General features: G+C 35.2%; 21 protein-coding genes and 1 tRNA gene. 5 read left to right on the top strand and 17 right to left on the bottom strand.

Annotation, left to right across the window (positions count from 1 at the left end; all coding sequences use genetic code 11):
• Window positions 1–81: 81 nt before the first annotated feature.
• The 5 genes from accB to pdxA all read right to left on the bottom strand — a co-directional run bounded on the left by accB (window position 82) and on the right by pdxA (window position 3,667).
• The gene (accB, locus tag BMW63_RS02060) at window positions 82–561 is read right to left on the bottom strand and encodes an acetyl-CoA carboxylase biotin carboxyl carrier protein (RefSeq protein WP_074720723.1); all 480 of its coding nucleotides are present in this window, start codon (window positions 559–561) and stop codon (window positions 82–84) included.
• A gap of 23 nt (window positions 562–584) precedes the next feature.
• Window positions 585–1,583: a beta-ketoacyl-ACP synthase III gene (locus tag BMW63_RS02055; RefSeq protein ID WP_074720721.1), complete on the bottom strand. Its 999-nt coding sequence runs from the start codon at window positions 1,581–1,583 to the stop codon at window positions 585–587.
• Window positions 1,584–1,759: 176 nt separating this feature from the next.
• Entirely contained in the window at window positions 1,760–1,954 is a 195-nt protein-coding gene (gene rpmF / locus BMW63_RS02050) for a 50S ribosomal protein L32 (protein WP_007137315.1), read from the bottom strand.
• Window positions 1,955–1,963: 9 nt separating this feature from the next.
• Entirely contained in the window at window positions 1,964–2,533 is a 570-nt protein-coding gene (locus BMW63_RS02045) for a YceD family protein (RefSeq protein ID WP_074721148.1), read from the bottom strand.
• 84 nt (window positions 2,534–2,617) lie between these two features.
• On the bottom strand, window positions 2,618–3,667 hold the full coding sequence (gene pdxA, locus BMW63_RS02040) for a 4-hydroxythreonine-4-phosphate dehydrogenase PdxA (protein WP_074720719.1): 1,050 nt from the start codon (window positions 3,665–3,667) through the stop codon (window positions 2,618–2,620).
• A gap of 58 nt (window positions 3,668–3,725) precedes the next feature.
• Here pdxA and BMW63_RS02035 point away from each other — a divergent pair, with 58 nt between their 5' ends.
• A complete protein-coding gene (locus BMW63_RS02035) occupies window positions 3,726–4,316 on the top strand; it encodes a riboflavin synthase (RefSeq protein ID WP_074720716.1) in 591 nt (196 codons plus the stop codon).
• Window positions 4,317–4,773: 457 nt separating this feature from the next.
• Here BMW63_RS02035 and BMW63_RS02025 read toward each other — a convergent pair.
• A tRNA-Ile gene (locus BMW63_RS02025) sits at window positions 4,774–4,847 on the bottom strand.
• A 140-nt stretch (window positions 4,848–4,987) separates the two neighbouring features.
• Complete coding sequence (gene mce, locus BMW63_RS02020) at window positions 4,988–5,389, bottom strand: methylmalonyl-CoA epimerase (RefSeq protein WP_074720712.1); 402 nt, start codon at window positions 5,387–5,389, stop codon at window positions 4,988–4,990.
• A gap of 274 nt (window positions 5,390–5,663) precedes the next feature.
• On the opposite strand from mce, the gene BMW63_RS02015 reads away from it, so the two are divergent.
• Window positions 5,664–7,328 (top strand): Ig-like domain-containing domain, encoded by a 1,665-nt coding sequence (locus tag BMW63_RS02015; protein WP_074720710.1) that lies wholly within the window; start codon window positions 5,664–5,666, stop codon window positions 7,326–7,328.
• Here the strand turns inward: BMW63_RS02015 and BMW63_RS02010 are convergent.
• The 5 genes from BMW63_RS02010 to BMW63_RS01990 all read right to left on the bottom strand — a co-directional run bounded on the left by BMW63_RS02010 (window position 7,318) and on the right by BMW63_RS01990 (window position 13,665).
• Window positions 7,318–8,088, bottom strand: a complete 771-nt coding sequence (locus tag BMW63_RS02010; RefSeq protein WP_074720708.1) for an amidohydrolase — start codon at window positions 8,086–8,088, stop codon at window positions 7,318–7,320. The genes BMW63_RS02015 and BMW63_RS02010 overlap by 11 nt on opposite strands.
• A gap of 253 nt (window positions 8,089–8,341) precedes the next feature.
• Window positions 8,342–9,088 carry a succinate dehydrogenase/fumarate reductase iron-sulfur subunit gene (locus tag BMW63_RS02005; RefSeq protein WP_074720706.1) on the bottom strand — a complete coding sequence of 249 codons (747 nt, stop codon included), beginning with the start codon at window positions 9,086–9,088 and terminating at the stop codon, window positions 8,342–8,344.
• An 83-nt stretch (window positions 9,089–9,171) separates the two neighbouring features.
• Window positions 9,172–11,172, bottom strand: coding sequence for a fumarate reductase/succinate dehydrogenase flavoprotein subunit (locus BMW63_RS02000; RefSeq protein WP_074720704.1), 2,001 nt, complete (start codon window positions 11,170–11,172; stop codon window positions 9,172–9,174).
• 12 nt (window positions 11,173–11,184) lie between these two features.
• The gene (locus tag BMW63_RS01995; RefSeq protein WP_074720702.1) at window positions 11,185–11,850 is read right to left on the bottom strand and encodes a succinate dehydrogenase cytochrome b subunit; all 666 of its coding nucleotides are present in this window, start codon (window positions 11,848–11,850) and stop codon (window positions 11,185–11,187) included.
• A gap of 333 nt (window positions 11,851–12,183) precedes the next feature.
• Entirely contained in the window at window positions 12,184–13,665 is a 1,482-nt protein-coding gene (locus BMW63_RS01990) for a helix-turn-helix domain-containing protein (RefSeq protein WP_074720700.1), read from the bottom strand.
• Between the two features lie 482 nt (window positions 13,666–14,147).
• Here BMW63_RS01990 and BMW63_RS01985 point away from each other — a divergent pair, with 482 nt between their 5' ends.
• From BMW63_RS01985 to BMW63_RS01975, 3 genes are all read left to right on the top strand, one after another.
• Entirely contained in the window at window positions 14,148–15,440 is a 1,293-nt protein-coding gene (locus BMW63_RS01985) for an aminopeptidase P family protein (RefSeq protein ID WP_074720698.1), read from the top strand.
• A 519-nt stretch (window positions 15,441–15,959) separates the two neighbouring features.
• A complete protein-coding gene (locus BMW63_RS01980; protein WP_074721146.1) occupies window positions 15,960–16,760 on the top strand; it encodes a TIGR00266 family protein in 801 nt (266 codons plus the stop codon).
• Window positions 16,761–16,925: 165 nt separating this feature from the next.
• Window positions 16,926–17,708: an alpha/beta fold hydrolase gene (locus BMW63_RS01975; protein ID WP_074720696.1), complete on the top strand. Its 783-nt coding sequence runs from the start codon at window positions 16,926–16,928 to the stop codon at window positions 17,706–17,708.
• Here the strand turns inward: BMW63_RS01975 and BMW63_RS01970 are convergent.
• From BMW63_RS01970 to kbl, 5 genes are all read right to left on the bottom strand, one after another.
• Window positions 17,682–18,374: an ATP-binding cassette domain-containing protein gene (locus BMW63_RS01970; RefSeq protein ID WP_074720694.1), complete on the bottom strand. Its 693-nt coding sequence runs from the start codon at window positions 18,372–18,374 to the stop codon at window positions 17,682–17,684. The genes BMW63_RS01975 and BMW63_RS01970 overlap by 27 nt on opposite strands.
• Window positions 18,371–18,670, bottom strand: coding sequence for a hypothetical protein (locus BMW63_RS01965; protein ID WP_074720692.1), 300 nt, complete (start codon window positions 18,668–18,670; stop codon window positions 18,371–18,373). Before BMW63_RS01965 ends, BMW63_RS01970 begins: the two co-directional genes overlap by 4 nt.
• A gap of 13 nt (window positions 18,671–18,683) precedes the next feature.
• Entirely contained in the window at window positions 18,684–21,446 is a 2,763-nt protein-coding gene (locus BMW63_RS01960; RefSeq protein ID WP_074720690.1) for a PD-(D/E)XK nuclease family protein, read from the bottom strand.
• A gap of 64 nt (window positions 21,447–21,510) precedes the next feature.
• Window positions 21,511–22,944: an OmpA family protein gene (locus BMW63_RS01955; protein WP_074720688.1), complete on the bottom strand. Its 1,434-nt coding sequence runs from the start codon at window positions 22,942–22,944 to the stop codon at window positions 21,511–21,513.
• A gap of 133 nt (window positions 22,945–23,077) precedes the next feature.
• Window positions 23,078–24,271: a glycine C-acetyltransferase gene (gene kbl / locus BMW63_RS01950; protein ID WP_074720686.1), complete on the bottom strand. Its 1,194-nt coding sequence runs from the start codon at window positions 24,269–24,271 to the stop codon at window positions 23,078–23,080.
• Between the last annotated feature and the right edge of the window lie 46 nt (window positions 24,272–24,317).

Raw genomic sequence — 24,317 nt, 5'->3', positions numbered from 1 at the left:
ATTTAAAATTTAAATAACAAACTCGAAATTCCAAATCTCCTGAATTAAAATCCGGAATTTAAAATATTGAAATTTAAACTGTTATGATGGATCTACTAAGAATAAAGGTTGGTCAAATTCTACCGGTGACATATCGTCAACCAATATTTTTACAATTTTACCAGAAACTTCAGATTCAATTTCGTTAAATAATTTCATCGCTTCAATTACACAAAGAACATCTCCTTTTCCAATAGTAGTTCCTACTTCCACAAACATAGCTTTGTCTGGAGATGGTTTTCTATAAAAAGTCCCAATAATTGGCGACTTTATAGTAATGTATTTGTTTTCTTCTACAACAGGAGCCTCTACAACAGCTGGAACTGGCGCAGCATTTTGAATAGGCATTGCTTGCTGAAGTTGATTGTGAGCCGGCATTTGTTGCACATACGTAGTCTCTGTTGTGCTGCCTTCTAACGTTGTTCTAATGGTGATTTTAACATCATCCATTTCCAATTTAACTTCTGCAACTCCTGAATTTGCTACAAATTTGATTAGGTTCTGAATTTCTTTTAAATCCATAATTATTTGTTTTTAGTTTAAATTTATTTTTTGTCGTATGCCCATTTTAAATAAACAGATCCCCAAGTGAAACCTCCTCCAAAAGCAGCCAAAATAATTGTATCCCCTTTTTTAAAGAGGTGTTCAAAATCATAAAGCACTAATGGCAATGTTGCAGAGGTAGTATTCCCATACTTTTCTATATTCATTAAAACCTTAGATTCATCTAAATTCATTCTGCTGGCTGTAGCATCGATTATACGCTTATTTGCCTGATGCGGAACTAACCAATCAACATCTGCATTGGTAAGGTCATTCCTTTTCATAATAAGCTCACTAGCGTCAGCCATATTTGTCACTGCATATTTAAAAACAGTTTTCCCGTCTTGTACAATATTGTGTCTGTTCTCTTCTATCGTTTTAAAAGAAGTGGGATTTAGAGATCCTCCAGCATCAATCTTTAAAAAATCACGACCTATCCCGTCACTTCTTAAATACTCGTCCCGTAATCCTAGGCCTTCATAATTGGGTTCAAACAATACGGCGCCCGCACCATCTCCGAAAATTATACAGGTAGATCGATCCGTATAATCTACAATAGAAGACATTTTATCAGCACCTATTAGCAGTACTTTTTTATATTTTCCGGATTGAATGTAGGCCGAGGCAACAGACATTCCGTATAGAAAACTAGAACAAGCAGCCTGTAAATCAAACGCAAAAGCATTTGTAGCTCCTATTTCTGTAGCAACATAAACTCCCGTCGCAGCGACCGGCATATCTGGTGTTGCAGTTGCCATTACTATCAAATCAATATCTAAAGGATTAACATTTGATTTAGCTAATAAGTCTTGTGCGGCTTTTATGGCTAAATATGATGTTCCTTTGTCTGCGTCTTTTAGAATTCTTCTTTCTTTAATTCCTGTTCGAGAGGTGATCCACTCGTCATTTGTATCGACCATTGTTTCTAGAACTTTGTTTGAAAGTACAAAGTCAGGAACATAGGCTCCAACAGCGGTTATTGCGGCTGTAATTGTATTCATGGTATTTGAATATTTTTTTTCAAATTATAACATTTGAAAAAACGATTAAAGAGTTGAAAATTACAAAAAAAATATCTAAACCTTTTGTTATAGAACTTTTAATTTAATGAAAATTACAAACAACAAAAAAACTCTCACGATGTGAGAGTTCCAATATCATTTACAAAAAAAATGCATTAAGCAACAGCTACAGACTTATCTATAACAACTTGCCCTCTGTAATACATTTTCCCTTCATGCCAATAGGCTCTGTGGTATAAATGCGCTTCACCCGTAATTGGGCAAGTAGCGATTTGTGCTACAGTAGCTTTGTAATGTGTTCTTCTCTTATCTCTTCTTGTTTTGGAGATTTTTCTCTTAGGATGTGCCATTTTACTATATTATTTATCCGTTAATAGTTGCTTTAATTTGTCCCAACGTGGGTCAATATTTTCTTCTTTATCTTGTATTATCTCTTCTTCAACCTGTTCATTTTCTTCTTTATGCTCTTCCAGAACCAATTCTTTTAGTCTTTCAAGCGCTTCCGTTTTTAAACTTCCGTCTTGCACCCCTGGATGAACCCGTCTTAAAGGTACAGAAAGCGCAATCATTTCATATACATACTGAGCAATATCTATCTCGAATTCTCCAAACGGAAGAATCAGTAATTCCTCATTATCATTATTATAAACATCTCCAAAACGAACTATCAATTTCATCTCCCCTTCTATTGGCAGATCAAAATCTTCACTCGTTAGATCACAAGGAACATTCACAGTCCCTTCGTGCTTGAAAATCAATTCTAGCATCGTACTTTTCTTCTCTAAAACTACATTTACTTTGATATTCGAATTTTTAAATTCATCATAATCAAAGATTTCAAAGAACGCATTACTTATTTGATATTCAAAATGATGTTTTCCTAGCTTTAATCCCACAAATGGAATTAAATATTGTTTAGTTTTATTCATTTCAACAAAATTTTGCCCCAAACTTCGGGAGTGCAAAGATATAAAATTATTACATATCTAATAATGTTATTTATCTTTTTTTATTTAGTGTTGTTTTTCCCTAATCTTTAATGGTTTTTGACTGATTTCTTCATACTGAATTCTAGAACGATAAATATCTAAAGCAAGATAAACCGCTTCTTTGAAAGAGTTATGATCAGCAATTCCTTTTCCAGCAATATCATAAGCCGTCCCATGATCCGGAGATGTTCTTATTTTATTCAAACCCGCGGTATAATTAACCCCTTTGCCAAAAGACAATGTTTTAAAAGGGATTAGCCCTTGATCATGATAGGCAGCGATTACCGCATCATATTTCTCATACTGCCCACTTCCAAAAAAACCATCTGCCGCAAAAGGACCGAATACCAAGGTTCCTTTGTCGAATATTTTTTTCAATGTTGGTTTCAACACCGCATCATCTTCTTTACCTATCACACCACCGTCACCACAATGAGGGTTTAATCCTAAAACAGCAATCTTTGGCTTATTGATACTAAAATCCTGAATCAATGATTTTCTAACAGTTTCAATTTTTTCTTTAATCAGTTCTTCCGTAAGCCTTGATGCCACTTCGCTAACCGGAATATGATCCGTTAACAAACCTACTCTTAAACTACCCTGAACCATCAACATCAATGCATTTCCTTCCAACTCTTGGTTTAAATAATCCGTATGACCCGGAAACTTAAACTCCTCTGATTGAATATTGTATTTGTTTATTGGGGCAGTCACTAAAACATCTACCAATCCTTCTTTTAAAGCACTTGTAGCTGCAATAAATGATTTTACCGCATATTCCCCAACTTTATCATCATTAACCCCAAGATTCAAATCTACCCCTTCTCTCCAAAGATTCAAAACATTAATCTTCCCGGGAACAATTTGGTCTAATTTATCAATTCCATGCAGCGGAACCGTTGATTCTAAATTCTTTTTTATGAATGACATTATTTTCACATTGGCAAAAATAACAGGAGTACAAAGCTCTAACATTCGAGAATCCTCGAAAGTTTTAAGAACAACCTCGCTTCCAATACCGTTTAAATCTCCTATTGAAATTCCAACTATTATATTTTCTGCTTTTTTCATCATTACCTCTAGTTATTTATTACTAATTTTGAAGTGCAAATTTAGTAAAATAAAACAAGAAATGTTTACAGGAATCATAGAAACCCTTGGTACCATCCAAGAAATAAAAAAAGAGAAAGACAATATTCACATTACAGTGGACTCGTCAATTACAGCGGAACTCAAAATAGACCAAAGTGTTGCTCACAATGGAATTTGCCTAACCGTGGTTGCGTTGAAAGACACCTCATACACCGTCACCGCTATTGACGAAACAATCAAAAAAACAAACCTTGGAAATTGGGAAGTTGGCGACAGCGTGAACCTGGAAAGAGCCATGAAGCTAGGAGACAGACTTGACGGCCATATTGTGCAAGGTCATGTTGACCAAACCGGAACATGTATTGAAGCTGCCGAAACTAATGGTAGCTGGCTTTATACGTTTGAATATAATAAAGAACTAAACAACCTTACGATCGAAAAAGGTTCAATTACCGTAAACGGAGTGAGTCTGACAGTCATAAACTCAAAGAAAAATCAATTTAGCGTTGCGATAATTCCATACACCTATGAACACACTAATTTCAATAGTTTTAAGATAGGCACAAAAATAAACCTGGAATTTGACGTTATAGGAAAGTACGTCTCCAAACTTTATAGCAACAAACTATAATAACACCTCTGCAAAAGGAAAAGAGCTCAATCTACATTGAGCTCTTTTCCTTTATGTTATACTTAAAAATAACGTAAAACCCAAACAGCAGCGCAGCCAACACCAATAAGAACAGGCTTTGATCTATTGGCACCACTGGAGCTGGCTCTCCTGGAGGAATTGGTGGTGGTGGCGTCCCAGCAAATATTGCCTCACAGAACAATACTAGCACCACCGTTAGTAAACATTTATTTAAGACAATTTTCATAGTTTCCAAAAATAGCAAATCCATTGGTCAAAAAAAGCAATCTAAGCTTTTTATTATTAATATTTAACGAAAATTAATAACAAGTCCGTAAAAACCTACTTCCCCAGAAACACTCATTCTTAAATCAAAATTCCTTTTTTTACATCAAATTTCATTTATTTATCCAAAAACAAAACCCCTCAAAACAAATAGTTTTGAGGGGTTTCTCTGTGGTCCCACCTGGGCTCGAACCAGGGACCACCTGATTATGAGTCAGGTGCTCTAACCAGCTGAGCTATAGGACCGGTTTAGAGTTTGCAATATTACTACTATTTTTCGTTTGCTCCAAATATTTTTAACCTAGTTTCACAATAAATATTGTAAATAAAAAAATAAAAACAGAAAACTCCTGATTATTAGATTTATAAAAAAAATTAAACTTAAATTATTTTATCTCTTGACACAATTCTATCAGAACACCATTAGTACTTTTAGGATGCAAGAAGGCAACCAACTTATTATCTGCTCCTTTTTTAGGAATTTCGTTCAAGACAACAAAACCTTCTTTTTTAAGTCGGGCGATCTCTTCCTCTATATTTTCTACATCAAAGGCAATGTGATGAATCCCTTCTCCTTTTTTTTCTAAGAATTTCGCGATTGGACTTTCTGGATTTGTGGCCGCCAAAAGCTCTATCTTATTGGGTCCGTTTTGAAAAAAAGAAGTTGTTACACCTTCGCTTTCGACTTCCTCAAATTTATAAGCTGGCGTCCCAAAAAGTTTTTCAAACAATAAATTAGAAACTTCTAAATCATTAACCGCTATTCCTATGTGCTCTATTTTTCTCATTGCCTAAATATTTTATGTCTTGTTAAACTAATTATAATTCTATTTTAGCCTAAATTATTCCGTTGTCATGCCGTTTGTTGTAAAATCGAAAGTTCAAGCTATTAATTATTTACAGTTGCACACTTTAGACACCCGTAAAATTAAACATTAAAAACTAAAAATTATCGGACGAGCCACAAAAGTAAGCCAAATTGAACACCCATAATAATTTTATAAAAAACTTCAATCTCAGCAATTATAATTGTTATTTTGTAAATTCTAATCCTAATATGATATGTTGAAAAACAATTTAAAATATATTTCCCTTCTTTTACTAATTGTAATTGCAAGCTGTGCAAAAAGAGGAACGATTACAGGTGGCTTAAAAGACACGATTGCACCAGTATTAAAAATGAGTTTCCCAGAAAATTTTAGCACTAACTTTAAAGGAAATGAGATTAAATTAGTCTTTGATGAAAATATCAAGCTCAAAAACCTAAACAAGCAATTGGTTATTTCACCACCCATGAAATACGAACCAATAATTTCGCCTACATCTGCAACTAAAACGCTGTCGATAAAAATAAAAGACACCTTACAACCTAACACAACCTATAGCATCAACTTTGGCCAAAGTATCGCTGACAACAACGAAAACAATCCGTACAATCAATTTAAATACGTATTCTCTACAGGAGACTTTATTGACTCTCTTGCTATTGGCGGGAGAATAAAAGATGCTTACCAGAAAGAAGCAGACGCATTTGTATCAGTTATGCTTTATGATGTGAACGAAAAATACAATGATTCAGTGGTTTTTAACAACTCCCCAAGATATATCACTAACACTTTAGACAGTTTAAAAACATTTAGATTAGAGAATTTAAAGGCTGGAAAGTATTTATTAGTTGCTATAAAAGACAAAAATAGCAACAACAAATTCAATCCTAAAGAGGACAAAATAGGTTTTAGAAAAGAATTTATTACGATTCCAAATGATACGGTTTACGAATTGGAATTATTCAAAGAGGCCCTCCCATTTAAAGCTTTTAAACCAACTCAAGCGTCCGGGAATCGCTTGCTTATTGGTTACGAAGGAGACGTAAAATCAGTCGATTTAAGGCCGAAAATAGTCTTAAAAAACAACGATGATATTGTACCAACAATCGTAACTCATTTTCCTAAAAAAGACTCCCTTCAAATATGGTACAAACCTATCAAAATAGACTCTTTGGCAATGACCGTAAACAAAGACAACTACCAAGGGAAGTTTACATTCAAAATTAAAGAGCAGAAAAAAGACACTCTAAATATTACCGCACTTCAAAACGGTAATCTAAATTTCAGAGAACGTTTTACTTTAGAAACAACTACTCCACTGGTTCATATTGACACTTCAAAAATAAAGTTGACCAACAAAGATTCTGTCGCAGTAGCATTCACGACCGAATACGACGATTTCAATCAGAAGCTGTTTTTTGATTTCAAAAAAGAGCCATCAGAAAAGTATACTTTTACCATTTTACCAAACGCACTCACCGATTTTTTTGAGGTAGCAAATGACACTTTATCCTTTAAATTAAATACGAAAGGCACCTCCGAGTACGGAAATCTTCGAATACAACTTCAAAATGTAAAACGCTTCCCAGTTATTGTCGAATTGACCAACGCAAAAGGAGATATTATGGCTTCAGAATATAGCGAAAATGATACTACCGTTGATTTTAATTTATTGGAACCCGCATTATTTACACTGCGCCTTATTTATGACGAAAACAAAAATAAAACTTACGACAGTGGTAATTACTTAGAAAAACGATATTCAGAAGAAGTGGTTTATTTTTCTAAAGAAATAGACATTCGTGCGAATTGGGATGTGGAACAGGTTTTTGACGTGAGCTTACCCTATACTCCTGAGCCAAAGAAGAAAGTAGATGCTAAGAAAAAATCTAGTTTCTAATTTCAAAAGAATCTTTATCATTTAAAAAATTAAGTTTTTTTCGGGTTTCTATTAGCGTTGACTGGTTTAAAGTGGTTATAAAAACCCCTTCAGATTCTTGTGGAGCAATTAAATGTTCACCTAAGCAATCTAATACTTGTGAGTGCCCAATGTATTCATAACCGTTAGCGTCAGTGCCTATTCTATTTACCCCTACCACACAACTCATATTTTCTATAGCGCGGGCTGCAAGCAAGGTATCCCAAGCTTTAATTCGGGTCTTGGGCCAACTGGCAACGTAAATTAATAAATCGTAATTCTCGACGTTACGAGAGAAAACTGGGAATCGTAAATCATAACACACAAAAGGACAGATTCTCCACCCGAGGTATTCTACAATTAATTTTTGAGTGCCTCTTGAATACACTTTGTCTTCGCCAGCTAACGTAAACAAATGTCTTTTGTCATAATGCTGTATCTCACCTGAAGGAAATACAAATAGCATTCGGTTATAGAAAGTAGCATTCTCTTCTTCTATCACTACGCTTCCTGTTATTGCTGCGTTTTTGGCTTTCGCCAAAGCCTGCATCCACATTACTGTTTCTCCTTGCATAGTCTCCGCGACTTTTGCGGGACCCATTGTAAATCCCGTTGTAAACATTTCAGGCAGTACAACAAGATTTACATCTTCAGCAATTGCATTTATTTTTTCTTCAAAATACGCTCTGTTTGCTTCTGGGTTTTCCCAAATTAGTGCAGATTGAATTAAAGCTACTTTCATTGTTGTTCGTTTTTATAAAGGTAAAAAAGTAATTTGTTTTGAAGTATGTATATTTCGAATTTTGAAAAACAAAATGTAATTAAACCACGAATTTCTTTGGGTGAGGGATAGTAGTGGAAATCCTTTTATGGAATGCAATGGAATAAAAGATTGTAACGAATAGCCCGACCGTAGGGCACCCCAAAACAAAAAACGCATCCAAATAAATGAATGCGTTTTTAGATTCTTCCTTACGTCAGAATGACAAATAGTATTATCCTTTCATACTTGCTGACATATACTCTCTGTTCATACGTGCGATGTTCTCTAAAGAAATTCCTTTAGGACATTCCACCTCACAAGCTCCGGTGTTAGTACAGTTACCAAAACCTTCAGCATCCATCTGGTGCACCATGTTTAATACACGATCAGTTGCTTCAATACGTCCTTGAGGCAACAAAGCATATTGAGATACTTTTGCAGCTACGAACAACATAGCCGATGAGTTTTTACAAGTGGCAACACAAGCACCACAACCTATACAAGTAGCTGCATCGAACGCATCATCTGCATCTTGCTTATTAACTGGAATTGTATTTGCATCGATAGTATTTCCTGAAGTGTTAACAGATATAAATCCACCTGCATGTTGGATTCTATCAAAAGCACTTCTGTCAACAACTAAATCTTTTACTACTGGGAAAGCCCCTGCACGAAATGGCTCAATAGTGATAGTATCGCCATCATTGAACATACGCATGTGCAATTGACAAGTGGTTACTTTTCTATCTGGACCGTGCGCTTCACCATTGATATACAAAGAACACATTCCGCAAATTCCTTCGCGACAATCGTGGTCAAACGCTACTGGTTCTCCCCCTTTGCCCATCAAGTCTTGATTAAAGACGTCAAGCATTTCGAGGAAAGACATATCTGGCTCAATTCCGTCGATTTGATAATCAACCATTGCTCCTTTATCTTGGGCGTTTTTCTGACGCCATATTTTTAATGTAAGTTTCATCTTTTTAAATTTGAAAGTCTTTAAGTCGAAGGTCAAAAGTCCAATTTTATTGTGACTCTTAACTTTTAACTTTCGACAAATTACTATTTATAACTACGAGTTACCAATTTAACATTATCGAAAATTAAGTCTTCTTTATGTAAAACGGCATCACTTGGTTTCCCTTTGTATTCCCATGCGGCTACATATGCAAAATTCTCGTCATCACGCTGTGCTTCACCATCAGCAGATTGATATTCCTCACGGAAGTGACCTCCACAAGATTCATTACGATGTAAAGCATCTTTAGCGAACAATTCTCCTAATTCTAAGAAATCAGCAACACGAGTCGCCTTTTCTAATTCTTGGTTGAATCCTTTGTCAGTTCCTGGAACTCTAACATCCTTGTAAAACTCTTCACGTAAAGCAGCGATTTCTGTGATAGCTTCGTTAAGACCTTTAGCATTTCTAGCCATTCCAACTTTGTCCCACATTATTTTACCCAATCTTCTATGGAAGTGGTCAACAGATTGTGTTCCGTTATTGTTCATGAATTTTTCGATCTGCTCTTTCACTCCTTTTTCGGCAGCAGCAAATTCTGGCGAGTCAGTAGAGATTGGTCCCATTTTAATATCTGGTGATAAATAATCTCCGATAGTATAAGGCAATACAAAATATCCATCAGCTAATCCTTGCATTAAAGCAGAGGCACCTAAACGATTTGCACCGTGATCAGAAAAGTTTGATTCCCCAATAGAGAAACATCCTGGAATAGTAGTTTGTAAGTTATAATCAACCCAAGTTCCACCCATTGTATAATGGACTGCAGGATAAATCATCATAGGAGTCGCATATGGATTTTCATCTACAATCTTCTCGTACATCTGAAATAAGTTACCGTATTTATTGGCAACTACATCAGTACCTAATTTGACAATTACTTCAGCATCATTTCCATCTAAGCCTTTTATGTGTGCTTGTTCTTTTCCGTAACGTTGAATTGCCGCAGCAAAATCTAAGTAAACAGCTTCACCTGTTTTATTCACTCCAAAACCAGCATCGCATCTTTCTTTGGAAGCACGAGAAGCTACATCACGAGGAACAAGATTCCCAAATGCAGGATATCTTCTTTCTAGATAATAATCTCTATCAGCTTCAACAATTTGAGTTGGTTTTAATTTCCCTTCACGAATCGCTTTAGCATCTTCTAGTTTTGCTGGTACCCATATACGACCATCATTTCTTAAAGACTCAGACATCAACGTTAATTTTGCCTGATGATCTCCAGAAACTGGAATACATGTTGGGTGAATTTGTGTATAACAAGGGTTCGCAAAAAAGGCTCCTTTTTTATGTATTTTCCAAGCTGCAGTAGCATTAGATCCCATTGCATTGGTAGACAAAAAGAAAACGTTTCCGTATCCTCCAGAAGCAATAACTACCGCGTGAGCTGAATGTCTTTCAATTTCACCAGTAACTAAATTACGAGCGATAATTCCTCTTGCTTTTCCATCCACGATTACTAGATCTAGCATTTCGTGACGGCTGTGCATTGTTATTTTACCACGTCCTATTTGGCGATTCATTGCTGAATAAGCACCTAGCAACAATTGTTGTCCTGTTTGTCCTTTAGCATAAAACGTACGCGACACTAACGTTCCTCCAAAAGAACGGTTGTCTAGTAAGCCTCCATATTCACGTGCAAAAGGCACACCCTGAGCTACGCACTGGTCAATAATATTAGTAGAAACTTCAGCCAAACGATGAACGTTTGCTTCGCGAGAGCGATAATCCCCTCCTTTTACTGTGTCATAAAATAATCTGAAAACAGAATCCCCATCTCCTTGATAATTTTTTGCCGCATTGATTCCTCCTTGTGCTGCAATAGAGTGCGCACGACGAGGTGAATCTTGAAAACAAAAAGCTTTTACGTTATATCCTAATTCTGCTAATGTTGCAGCAGCAGAACCTCCAGCTAATCCTGTTCCAACAATGATAACATCTAAGTTACGTTTGTTAGCCGGATTTACTAAATTAATATGATCTTTATAATCTGTCCATTTATCCGAAATTGGACCATTTGGAATTTTTGAGTCTAATGCCATTATAATTTAATATTAATGATTGAAATGATGAAATAATGCAATAAAAATAAAACCGAAAGGAATTACAAAAGCGAACGCTAATCCGAAATTTTTTAACCCTTTAGAATATTTATTATTGAAACCAACCGATTGGAAAGAAGAACTGAATCCGTGATTCAAGTGCAGTGCTAACAATACAAATGAAATACAATACAATGCTGTACGCACTGGACTTTCAAACTTCTCTACTAATTCATGAAAATATCTTGTTTCATCCAATGGATTAAAAGCTACATATTTATAAACCATTTCTGGTACCCAGAAATCATAAAAGTGCAAACCTAAAAAAGCCAAAATAACTGAACCTGTAATAATCATGTTTCTAGATGCCCAAGAAGAGTTTGCAGCACCATTGTTTTTTGCATAAGCAATTGGTCTTGCGCTTCTATTTTTGAAATCTAAAACAAACCCCATAATAAAGTGAAAGATCACTCCTACTATTAAAATTGGCTGAATTACAAATTGTACTAAAGGATTATTTCCCATAAAATGAGAAATCGAATTGAATGTGTCCGGACTAAACACCGAAGTCATATTAATGAAAAAGTGCTGTGCTAGAAACAACATCAGAAAGAGTCCTGAAAGCGCCATAGCCACTTTTTTAGCTATTGACGACTTCAATAATGCAGATTGTGCCATAAGATTTAATAATTTGTTTTAAGAATAACACAAAAATAGAGCAAATTGGCCTCAACTACAACCTTTTCGCTCTTATTTATAATGATTTTAAAGTGTGTTTTTTTTATAGATTTTACCCGTCTAAAAAACCATTACACACTGTTTTTCAATATATTAAATTATAAATTTTTTCGTTTATAGTCCCTTTTAGACCTTAGAATATAACAAAAATAGTGTTATTCAATTTATTCCTGAATTTCATTTAGTTCGATCCCCAAAAAATCTAAGACTATTTCATTAACTACTATGGATAAATAGTACCCTGAAACCGGCTTTAGACCTTCTTTAAGGCAATCAACTAAATTTAGCCATGTATTTTTGAACAATTAAATCTGTATTTTCATTTCGGGTTTTGAGTTCCAATTGAATTGGAGCTGATGCCCTTACTTCACAGTTTTTTACAGCGCAAGTTTCACAAGTCACTCCGACGATTTGTTTTTGGATAGACTTATTATCGATGAATTTGAATTTCTTCTTCATGCTTGCAGTAATCAAAATACCTACTGATATACTTCTCAAACAATCTTTTTTGAACGGATCTTCTGTCGCCGATGAGAAAACCAAAAACTCGTTGCCGCTATTTTCATAGCGTGAAATTTGAGCATCAAAATAGTGACTATTATTCTGCTCCATGGATTGCACGATTGTTTTGACAGAAATCCATCTGCGGCAATAATGTTCATTCATCTCATTGGCATGTGGCTCCTGCTGATTAGTGATATGTAGTTCCTTTTTAATCTGATAGGTATCTGCTCCTCTTTTATGAGACAAGCGAAGGAAGAATATATTTTTTAACTGAAAATCTTTCGGTAAAATATTCGTTAAACGTTGGTAGAACGATTCTGGAGAAACATTAAATTTACCCATCAACTCTATCATTTCCTGAGGCTTCGGATCTGTTTTAGCCAAGAACAAATTCAATTCGGTTACCAGCTGTTTTCTAGGTATTAACAGCGCACCGGCAAAATACGAAGCATAAAAATTATTCAAAACCTGATCAAAATTATCAAATTTAATCCAACTGAACGTGAACAACCGCTCTGTTATTTCCAAATAGTTGTAAGCGATCTCTTTAGCCAGAATAAACGCCTTTTGCTGTTCATCAATATCTAATGAAAGCAACAAGGTTTTGCTTTTTGGAACATATATAGACCGCAAATCTCCCAACTCCTCTTGCTCTGAAAAAACAATTTCCTGAATTTTATAGCCATATTCTTCCGTCAATACAGCCGTCAAATCTTCAATCGAAATTTTAGTATCAATATTTATTTGAAATGCTTTTGAGAAATCCAATACTTTCTGTTCTAAATCCTCAAAATAATTATTATGCGCTTCTTGGTAAGAACGTAAGGCCGCTAGGAAAAAACTCTCCCTAGTTAAATTATAGTGTTGTGCAATCTCGATAATTGTACTAATAAAGGCATTTACTTTTGCCGGAGCATTAGCAATGATATCAATGAGGTCGTTTTCCTGAATTCCGAAAATATCCAATGGAATTTCTTTTAGAATCCCTGATTTTAAGATTTCGCCGATGGGAGCCAGATTATTATCTAATTTCAACGAGACCATATTGTCGTATGAAACATCCAACTTTTCTGCTAAAAGAATTATCTTATCTGTCTTCGGATATTTCTTGCCTTTTTCAATTTCGTTTAAATACGATTTTGAAAGATCGGTGATTTTGGCTAAGCCAAATAACGATAAATTCTTATTTGTGCGCGCTTGTTTGAGTTTAAGCCCAAAAATCAATTTTATATATTCTTTTTCTACAATCATATTAAGATTCTATTTATTCTTTCAAAGGAGCATTTAATTCCAAAAAAAACATCGAAAATAACATTGCTTTTCCCTCACGTTTCTTTCATTTTTTCAAAGATACGCTAAAAAACAAAAAAGACATAAAAAAAGCTTTTCATCCCTTTCTCGAACGTTCACTTGTTTTCCAAACCTGTTTTTTTTTAACATATTCATTTAAAACTATTTAACTCTAAAAATTTTATCGAAATATCTTATTTTAATACAGCCCAAAACACCACTACTCCCGGAACATCAAATCCAACTACAATCAAAGATTCTACAGAAACAAAGTAGTTCTAAGTAAAACGATTCTTTACTAACTTGATAACACATCGATCTAAAAACCTACTCATTAAGCCAACGCGTATTAGTTGTTTTTTACATAAAATTATTGAATTCGTAACCAGAAACAATTTAATCTTAGTATTTTTGAGTAATTATAAAGATTAAATAGAAAGAACATGAAATACCATCAAATTGACCGTGACTTATTTATAAAAAACCGTTCCAAATTTATGGCTCAAATGAAGCCTAAAAGCGTTGCCGTTTTTAACTCTAATGATATTTATCCGATAAGTGCTGACAGTACGATGCCATTTGCACAACACCGTGACATCTTTTATTTAAGCGGCGTGGATCAGGAAGAAAGCATCTTACTTCTATTTCCAGACGCTCCTTATGAGCATCAAAGAGAAATGTTATTCCTAAAAGAAACCAATGATCATATTGCGGTTTGGGAAGGCGAAAAACTGACTAAAGAACGTGCTCTAGCCGTTTCTGGAATTAAAACGGTGTATTGGCTACAAGAATTCGAAAAAGTATTGTTTGAATTAATGACACATTCTGATACGATTTACATCAATACCAATGAACATTACAGAGCAACTGTAGAAACAGAAACCCGTGAAGCCCGTTTTGTAAAATGGTGGAAAGAGAAATATCCAGCGCACACCGTTGCAAAAAGCAACCCCATTTTGCAACGCATTCGTTCCGTAAAAGAAAGTGAAGAAATTGACTTGATTCAACAAGCTTGTAACATCACCGAAAAAGGATTCCGTAGAGTGCTATCTTTCGTGAAACCAAATATGATGGAATACGAAATCGAAGCTGAGTTTATTCATGAATTCGTTCGTAATCGTTCCAAAGGTTTTGCTTACACGCCAATTATTGGTTCAGGAAACAATGCTAATGTATTGCATTATATCGAAAACAACCAGCAATGTAAAGCCGGTGATTTGATTTTGATTGATGCTGGTGCAGAGTACGCAAATTATTCCAGCGATATGACCCGTACTATTCCAGTTTCAGGAAAATACAACGACCGACAAAAAGCGGTTTACAATGCCGTTTTACGAGTTAAAAACGAAGCGACCAAAATGCTACTTCCAGGAACACTCTGGAAACAATACCATATTGAGGTGGGTAAATTAATGACTTCAGAACTACTTGGTTTAGGGCTAATTGACAAAGCCGATGTACAAAATGAAAATCCAGACTGGCCTGCTTACAAAAAATATTTCATGCACGGAACGTCTCACCATATGGGATTAGACACACACGATTACGGAATTTTGACAGAACCTATGCAAGCTAATATGGTTTTCACCGTAGAACCTGGCATTTATATTCCTGCGGAAGGTTTCGGTATTCGTCTTGAGGATGATGTCGTAATTCAAGAAAGTGGGGAGCCATTCAACTTGATGCGCAACATTCCTATTGAAGTGGATGAAATTGAAAGTTTGATGAATTCTTAAGTAAGAAAACAGAGCAAATAAAAAAGAATAAATACGGTTTACAGCAATGTGAACCGTTTTTTTATGGAACAAACTCAATCTTCAATTAAAAGATGACACAACCTAATTAAACATTTTTCCAATCTTTTGGGCGCATCCCTGCTTCCGTAAACTCCAGCTTGGTCGGGCTATTCGCTACAAGTCCTCGCCTCGTCCTAAAAGACGAGACTGTGGGCTTTTCGCTGCTATCCCTTGCGCACACAATGACAACACATAAAAATTCCATAACAAATCCTAAAACAATCTTAAAAACGTAACTTTATTATACTGTTGACGTCCTATTAAAATAAATGACGTTAATCAGTCATTGAAAAAAACTAAAACACAACGAAACATAGACAAAAGAGTATTTTAATCTAACACTATTAAGAAGCCCATAATTATGTTTTTCTTTAAAAAGTAAAACGCTTTTAAAACACTTCAAAAATCTATGTCTCTATGTGTTTAAAAAAAACAAATCATCTTCTAAAAATCAAAATTATGACAGCACACGAAATCGATTACCAGATATTTGGCGAAGAAATGCAATATGTAGAAATCGAACTAGATCCGCAAGAAATCGTCATTGCCGAAGCAGGAAGTTTTATGATGATGGACAACAACATCCATATGGAAACAATTTTTGGAGATGGTTCAGAACAAAAATCAGGAATCTTCGGCCAACTATTAAACGCCGGTAAAAGAGTTCTTACGGGCGAAAGCTTATTTATGACCGCCTTCATCAATCAAGCTAATTCAAAAGGAAAAGTATCATTTGCTTCTCCTTACCCCGGAAAAATCCTTCCTATCGATTTAACTGAATTTCAAGGAAAATTCATCTGTCAAAAAAGCTCGTTTCTTTGCGCTGCCAAAGGCGTATCTGTTGGAATTGAATTCTCTAAAAAACTAGGTCGCGGATTCTTTGGCGGTGAAGGATTCATCATGCAAAAAATAGAAGGCGACGGAATGGCATTTGTACATTCTGGAGGAACCATGGCCAAAAAAGAACTAAGAGCAGGCGAAATCCTAAAAGTGGATACGGGCTGCATCATAGGATTCACTAAAGAGGTAGATTATGACATCGAATTCATTGGCGGAATCAAGAACTCGATTTTTGGAGGAGAAGGTTTATTCTACGCTACCCTTCGTGGCCCTGGAACGGTGTATGTACAATCCCTACCTTTCAGCAGACTCGCAGATAGAATCATCGCTTCAGCACCAAAAGCAGGTGGAAACAGTCGTGACGAAGGAAGCCTATTGGGCGGATTAGGGAATTTATTGGATGGAAATAATCGATTTTAAATTGTTCTTTTTGTTACCTTGACGAATGAAGGATCTCAACAACATAATAAACGGCTTTCAGAAATGGAAGCCGTTTTATTTACAAAATCCAGATAACTTAATTTTCTTAAACCCTTAATAGTTCAAAACAATTAAATTTCTAATTTTGCAAAAAAACTAAACCCGTTGAAACAAATTCAGTTCAAAAATACCAGCATCTCTTATTCTGATACCGGAAAAGGCACCGCTATAGTCCTGCTTCATGGTTTCCTGGAAAATCAAAGCATGTGGGATAATTACATTGCTACTTTCTCTAAGAGAAACCGGGTTGTTACCATTGATTTATTGGGTCACGGAGAAACAGAATGTTTGGGCTATGTTCATTCCATGGAAGACAACGCTGATGCTGTTCATGCTGTTTTGACAGAATTGCGCATCCGAAAAGCAATTCTCGTTGGCCATTCGATGGGCGGTTATGTAGCTTTGGCTTTCGCAGAATTGTATCCTGAAAATGTAAAAGGCTTAGTTTTACTAAATTCAACGGCAAGAGCAGATAGCGAAGAACGAAAAGTGAATCGCGATCGCGCGATTAGAGCCGTAAAACAATCTTTTGTGAATTTTATATCGCTCTCTATTGCCAATTTATTTAGCGAAGGAAACCGAGAAAGACTAGTCAACGAAATTGAAAGTGTAAAAAACAAAGCCCTAAAAACACCACTGCAAGGTATCGTAGCTTCGCTTGAGGGAATGAAAATCAGAAATGATCGTGAAGTATTATTACACCTTTCCACTTTTCCAAAACTATTGATTCTTGGAGAAAAAGATCCCGTTTTACCACATGAAGAAACAAAACAGCAAATTCAAAACACCGAGGTGCAGTTAGTTACTTTTCCAGACGGACATATGAGTCATATTGAAAATAAAGAAGAATTGACAGAAGTTCTATTGAAATTTTTTAAGAGTATTTAAAAAATTAGCGTTTAAATATCCTTTATCAACTAGCTCCTCTTTACTTTTAATATGATGTAGCTTGCCGTCTTTCATTAGCATCAATTTTGTCGAAATCGAAATTACATTTTCATAATTATGATCTGTAATGAGAACCCCTTTTCGTGTAGCGTTTTCTTTTATCAGTTTATTTACTTTTTCAATCATAAGCGGCGACAAACCATTATAAGGTTCGTCTAAAAGAACAAATTTAGAAGGATTACAAAGCACTAACTTAATTTCTAAATAGCGTAATTCCCCACCTAACAACTGCGGAATTTTTCTATTGTTAATCGACTGGATCATTTCATCATTATAAAAACACTCCGCATGTTCGCTATTTATGGAGAGCGAAATGGCTTTCTTGACTGATAATTGATTCGGAATAAAATTGTCTTGAGAGAGATAACTAATTTCATTAAAAAGATCACTGATTTTCGTTTTGACCACACCATCAATTCGCACGAACTTAAAATCAGCATTCTCAATTCCGAAGATGATTTTTAACAAGGTCGATTTTCCAGAACCATTTCGACCTAATAAACCTATAATGTCATTAGTTTCGCATTTCAAATATACATCTGAAAGAATGGATTGAGCATCATATCTTTTCTGTTCGCTATCAACTTCTAAAATATGCTTTTTCAAAATAGTGTAGCGATAAAATTAAAGGTAAAACTTAATATAACAAGAAAAACAAAAGCACAACCCCAGGCAGACAGCCAAAGCTCCTTTTTTGAAATGGCATTATTGTAGTAAAACAAATATTCGTTTTTAGAATTTAATTCCTTGACCGCTAAACTAACCACAAAACCAAAAGTCAAAAAAGTGTATTTAAACGCAAATAACCCTCCAAAGAGAATTGGCAACACACAAACAGCCAAGTTAATTACTAAGGTACTTTTAAAGAATTCAAATATGTTATTTGCTTTTTGTAAAGTCATACTTTTTATCCTTTTACACTTTCTCTTCAAATGGAATACTGACATCTAAAATTTCATTCAACAACAGCACAATCTGTTCGAGATAATTAGTCATCACTTCTTCATTAATTATCACATTTCCTTCTTTTTCTTCTTTGAAATTAAACGGTAAAAACCCCGATTTTAAATTCTTAAAAGAGATAATTCCCGCTTCAATGGGTTTGCAATTGGCTTCCGTCTCATACATGTACGCATAAGCTAAAACCTGAATAATTTTATCGTTTTTAATCTCCTCGGTCAATCCTTTCCATGTCTTCAGCATTACACTGGACTTTTCAACTTTTCCGGTTTTATAGTCAATAATCCGAATAACTCCGTTTCGTTCTTCGATTCGATCGACATTCCCTTTTATCAATACCGCAAACGGCAAAGCGGGATGATTTAAGGTTCTTTGAAAAGTTTCTTCTAAGGCTAAAATCTTTATTGCATCACCTGCTTTTATACTTTCTAATTCGACTTTCAGGAAATTGGAAACATTTCGTTTCGCCACTTCAAAAGCAAGTAGATTACGACCTTTCTTAATTTCGCCTTCTTTATACACTACTTTGAATTGTTTCAGCACCTCATCATCAATTTGTTTGAAACAGTTTTGAATGTCTGACTCTGAAATAAATCTCCCCACAAATGGATCGTATAGCGATTTCAAAGTCTCGTGAATAATAGTTCCCAAAGTGTTCAACGCGATATTTTCTTCCACTTCTTCGACTTCTCTGATTCGCAATATCTTTTGAAAATAAAACTGAATCGGGTTCCTGATATAACTTGTCAATGCCGATGGTGAAAAACCAACAGCAGCAATTTCCTTTAAACGTAACATCACCGATTCTGATTTCTCAATAACCATTGGTGTATACGCTGTTTCCGGCAATACGGCATTGTAAATTTCGTGTGTCAAATTATGTTTTGGCTGTTTCTCGACTTCTAATTGAGTGATAAACCTACTTTTTTCGCCTGCATCTAATCCTTCACTTTCGGTGTTATAAAGCAAATAGATGTTTTTAGCACGTTGTAATAAATGATAAAAATGATAGGTATAAATAGCGTCTTTCTCTTTGAATGTAGGCAAACCCAATTCTCGTTTCACATCATACGGAATAAACGAATTCTGCGATTTTCCGGCAGGAAACTTCCCTTCATTCATAGAAGTTACTATCACAGTATCAAAATCAAGCACACGACTTTCTAAAACACCCATGATTTGCAAACCGTTTAGCGGCTCTCCTTCAAAAGAAACTTCGGCAAGATCAATCACTTGTTTATATATGGCGTAAAGCGTTTCTATCTTATCAATGTGCTCGTGTTGTGAATAATAGTTAATCAGTTTATTGATCACTTTAAAAATAGAGAATACAAAGGCTTTTGTAATTTTTTCTTCTTCATTGTCATTGCTTAAATTCTCTTTAATGGTAAGCAACAACTTGGAAACAGTTTGTAAAACCGCAATCGAACCATTTTCCCATTTTTGGAATAACAGCAGAAATAAATCAGTAGGATTCCCATTCAATTCCATCAATTTGTGATGGGTTATAAAAGTGTAATTATTTTTATTAATAAGGTTAACTAAAGAGCTTGTTTGCGCATAAGGCTCCACTAAAGGATGCGTTAGAATATCCAACACATCTTTATAATACAATACATAATTTTTCGCATTTCTGGCCAGCGCATTCGTATGCATCTTGAACAACTTGGCAATCAAAATCTGAGCAGGATTATTTTTACTAGGATATCCCATGGTAATATTCAGAGCTCCCACAGTGGAGGGCAACGAATATAAAAGTGGTACTAGAAGATTTTCTTCACCAAGTACAATAGCAACTTTATCTAGCGTAGTATTGGGATTCTTATTAATTATATTTTCAATAATGCCTCCAGCAATTTTCGCCTGACCAATTGTTTTTGGCGTACCAATAACTTGAATGTTTTTTGTTTGTGAAAAATCATCCACAATCCATTCAAAAGGATTTGACTTGTATTCTTTCCAGCCTTTTTTGAATCGCCTAACAAACAAGCCCGCATCATGATAAGGGTCATTTAGGAAGGTTTGGTCGGCATCCCAGTATATTTTGGCCTGATTAGAGGCTATAAGGTGTTGAATGATTTTTTCTTCGGAAGCATTTAAGGCATTAAATCCCGCGAAAACAAAGTTCTTATTAGTAATTGATTTCGAAAACTGATTCAGATTCCCCACCGCTTCCCGATAGATTAATCCTTGGTAACCAATCCCTTTTTTGAGTAGGTGAGCATATAGCGTTTGGTAGTAATTAGGCAATAATTTCCAAAAGTCTATATAATTTTCGAGTAGTTGAGTTTTATTCTCCACTTCGATTCCCCATTTCTTAATATCTTCAATGTCTTTTAAGTAAGACAAAACATAAGATGACTCTAACAGATAGCGATCGATTTCATTAAAATCCTGTAAGAGTGTTTTGGCCCAATTAGCAAACAATTCAAATGATTGTTGGTTTGCTTTTTCAGTAACTGATAAATACACATCATAGAATTCAAATAACAATTCGATGGGATCTACAGTACGAATTCCTGCGATATCTTGGATAAAGTCCTCGATGCTACTAATTTCAGGAGAAAGAATATTACCGTCAACTTGCTTTTTCAGGGCTTCAATCAGGAAAATTTTAGCTCTCTTATTTGGCAAGACTACTATCGTATTGGATAGTTTGCCTGAGTAATTTTCTATTAAAACTTGTGCAATTTTATCTAAAAAAGAAGTATTTATCATTTCATAAAAATAAAAAAAACGCCCCGATAAATCGAGGCGTTTTCAATAAATATTTTAGGAAAATTTATTCTTTTATTAAAGAAATTTCAACTCTTCTGTTGTGTGCTTTTCCTGCAGCAGTTTTATTAGTATCCATTGGTTTAGTTTCACCAAAACCAGTAGAATTTAATCTATCCGCTTTAATACCATTTTCAATTAAGTAATTTTTAACCGCAGCAGCTCTGTTTTCAGATAAAGTTTGGTTCATTTCATTACTTCCATCGCTATCAGTATGACCTTCAACTAAGAATCTTGAATAAGGATATTCTTTTAAGATTTCAGTGATTGAAACTAAAGTTGGGTAAGTTTGTTTTTTGAAAGATGCTTTTCCAGAATCAAACAAGATAGTTCTACTATACTCATTTAATTTCGCCATAACAGCTTCTGATACTTCAGGACAACCTTTATTAGCAACAGTACCTTTTACTTCTGGACATTTGTCATCTTTGTCTAAAACTCCGTCACCGTCAGTATCAGGCCAAGGACAACCAGCATTTTCTTTTGGTCCTGCAACAGTAGGACATTTATCATCTTTATCAGCTACTCCATCTTTATCAGCATCTGGACAACCTTTCAATGAAGCTAAACCAGCAACTTCTGGACAAGCATCATCTTTATCGGCGATTCCATCTCCATCTGTATCAGGACAACCATTAAGTTCTTTAAGACCAGCAACTTCTGGACAAGAATCAGCACTATCTTGAATTCCGTCTCCATCAGTATCAGGACAACCGTTGAATTCTTTTAAACCTGCAACTTCTGGACATGCATCATCTTTATCGTAGATTCCGTCACCATCAGTATCTTTTCCTCCAAATTTGAAGATAAGACCAGCAGTATGTTGGAAATGAGATGGAGCATCAGGAGTTCCAACAGCATCTTCTCTATCTCCAAAAGATTTTTTGTAAGCAGTAGCAAGAGAAAGACCAACGTTTTCAGTAAACCAAAAAGTTAAACCAGCACCAGGATTCAATGTACCATAACTACTATCACCAAAGAAAGTATAACCTCCTCCAACAGATAGCGATGGATCAATCACTTTAGAATTAATAAGACTCATGAAGCTATATCTAACTGTAGCATCAATACCGTAATACATTAAGTCTCCAGGATTAGAAACAACCATTCCTCTTGCATCATGTCCTACAGCTGTTGGAGCAAATTTCACATATCTGTCAATCTTGTTAACAGAACCTTGCAAACCAAAAGAGAAATTATCCCCTAAGTATTTAGATACACTGATGTAAGATACAGATGGAAGAACATTCCAATTGTCTTTTATAGCGAAAGGTTGAGAAAAATGTTGGTCTGCCCAACCATTTCCGCCACCTGCACTAGTTCTGGTGTCTACGGCATTCACTCCAAAAGAGATAGCCCATGGATTATTACTGTCTTGTGCGTGAGAGCTCAAGCTCATCACCATCATTACAGCAACTAAAATTTTGCTAAGATGTTTCATACTTATTTTTTTTAATTACAATTTAGTTAATTACAAACAAAAGTAACACGTAATTCTTTAATTACAAAACGAAATGTTAAAAAAAACCTATTAAAATAAGAAAAAATGGCAATTATATAACTTTAGATTATAATTATACAACATTCAGAAACCGCCCAACTTCAATAAATGCCGAAATTGCTTTATCCAAATGCTCTTTAGTATGTGCTGCAGACAGTTGGACTCTAATCCTTGCTTTATCCTTAGGTACCACGGGGAAAAAGAATCCAATGACATAAATCCCTTTCTTCAACAATTCATCTGCCATAGTTTGGGACAATTTGGCATCGTACAACATAACTGGTACAATCGCAGAATCTCCTTCGACGATATCAAAACCGGCTTCTTTCATCCCTGCTTTGAAATAATTGGTACTCCACTCTAATTTATCTCTTAACGTAGTATCTTTTTCTAATAATTCGAAAACTTTAATCGAGGCTCCAACGATCGCAGGTGCTAAAGAATTAGAAAACAAATACGGTCTTGAACGTTGACGTAACAATTCAATAATTTCTTTTTTAGCGGTCGTATATCCGCCCATTGCTCCTCCCAAGGCTTTTCCAAGAGTTCCAGTGATGATATCGACTCTTCCCATTACTCCTTTAGCCTCCAGTGTTCCTTTTCCTGTCGCTCCAATAAAACCCGCAGCATGACATTCATCTACCATAACCATTGCGTCATATTTATCCGCTAGGTCACAAATTTTGTCTAACGACGCTACAATACCGTCCATAGAAAAAACACCGTCAGTAACGATTATTTTAAAACGACTACCCGCTTCGTTTGCTTTGATTAATTGTTGTTCTAAATCGGCCATGTCGTTATTTGCATAACGGTAACGTCCTGCTTTACACAAACGAACTCCGTCAATAATAGAAGCATGATTCAAACTATCTGAAATTATAGCATCGCCTTCTCCAAATAATGGTTCAAAAACTCCTCCGTTTGCATCAAAAGCTGCTGCGTACAGAATTGTGTCTTCTGTTCCGTAAAACTCAGAAATCTTTCTTTCTAATGTTTTATGAATATCTTGTGTTCCACAAATAAAACGCACCGATGACATTCCGAAACCATGCGTATCCATTGCGTCTTTTGCCGCTTGGATCACCTCTGGGTGTGATGATAGTCCCAAATAATTATTAGCGCAAAAATTCAAAACCGTTTCTCCTGTTGAAACCGTAATTTCAGCATCTTGCGGTGATGTAATGATTCTTTCTTTCTTAAAAATCCCGTTATCTTCTATTGTTTGCAATTCGTTTTGAAGATGTTCTTTTATTTTTCCGTACATTTTTTTATCTTTTTTAAAAGTTTGATTTTTGCGAATAATTCATTTT

Origin of the sequence: Flavobacterium frigoris (genome assembly GCF_900111075.1) — a bacterium.
In the GTDB taxonomy this organism is placed as follows: Bacteria; Bacteroidota; Bacteroidia; order Flavobacteriales; family Flavobacteriaceae; genus Flavobacterium; species Flavobacterium frigoris.
The sequence above is the reverse complement of the archived record's forward strand: the minus strand, read 5'-3'. Positions and strand labels throughout refer to the sequence as shown.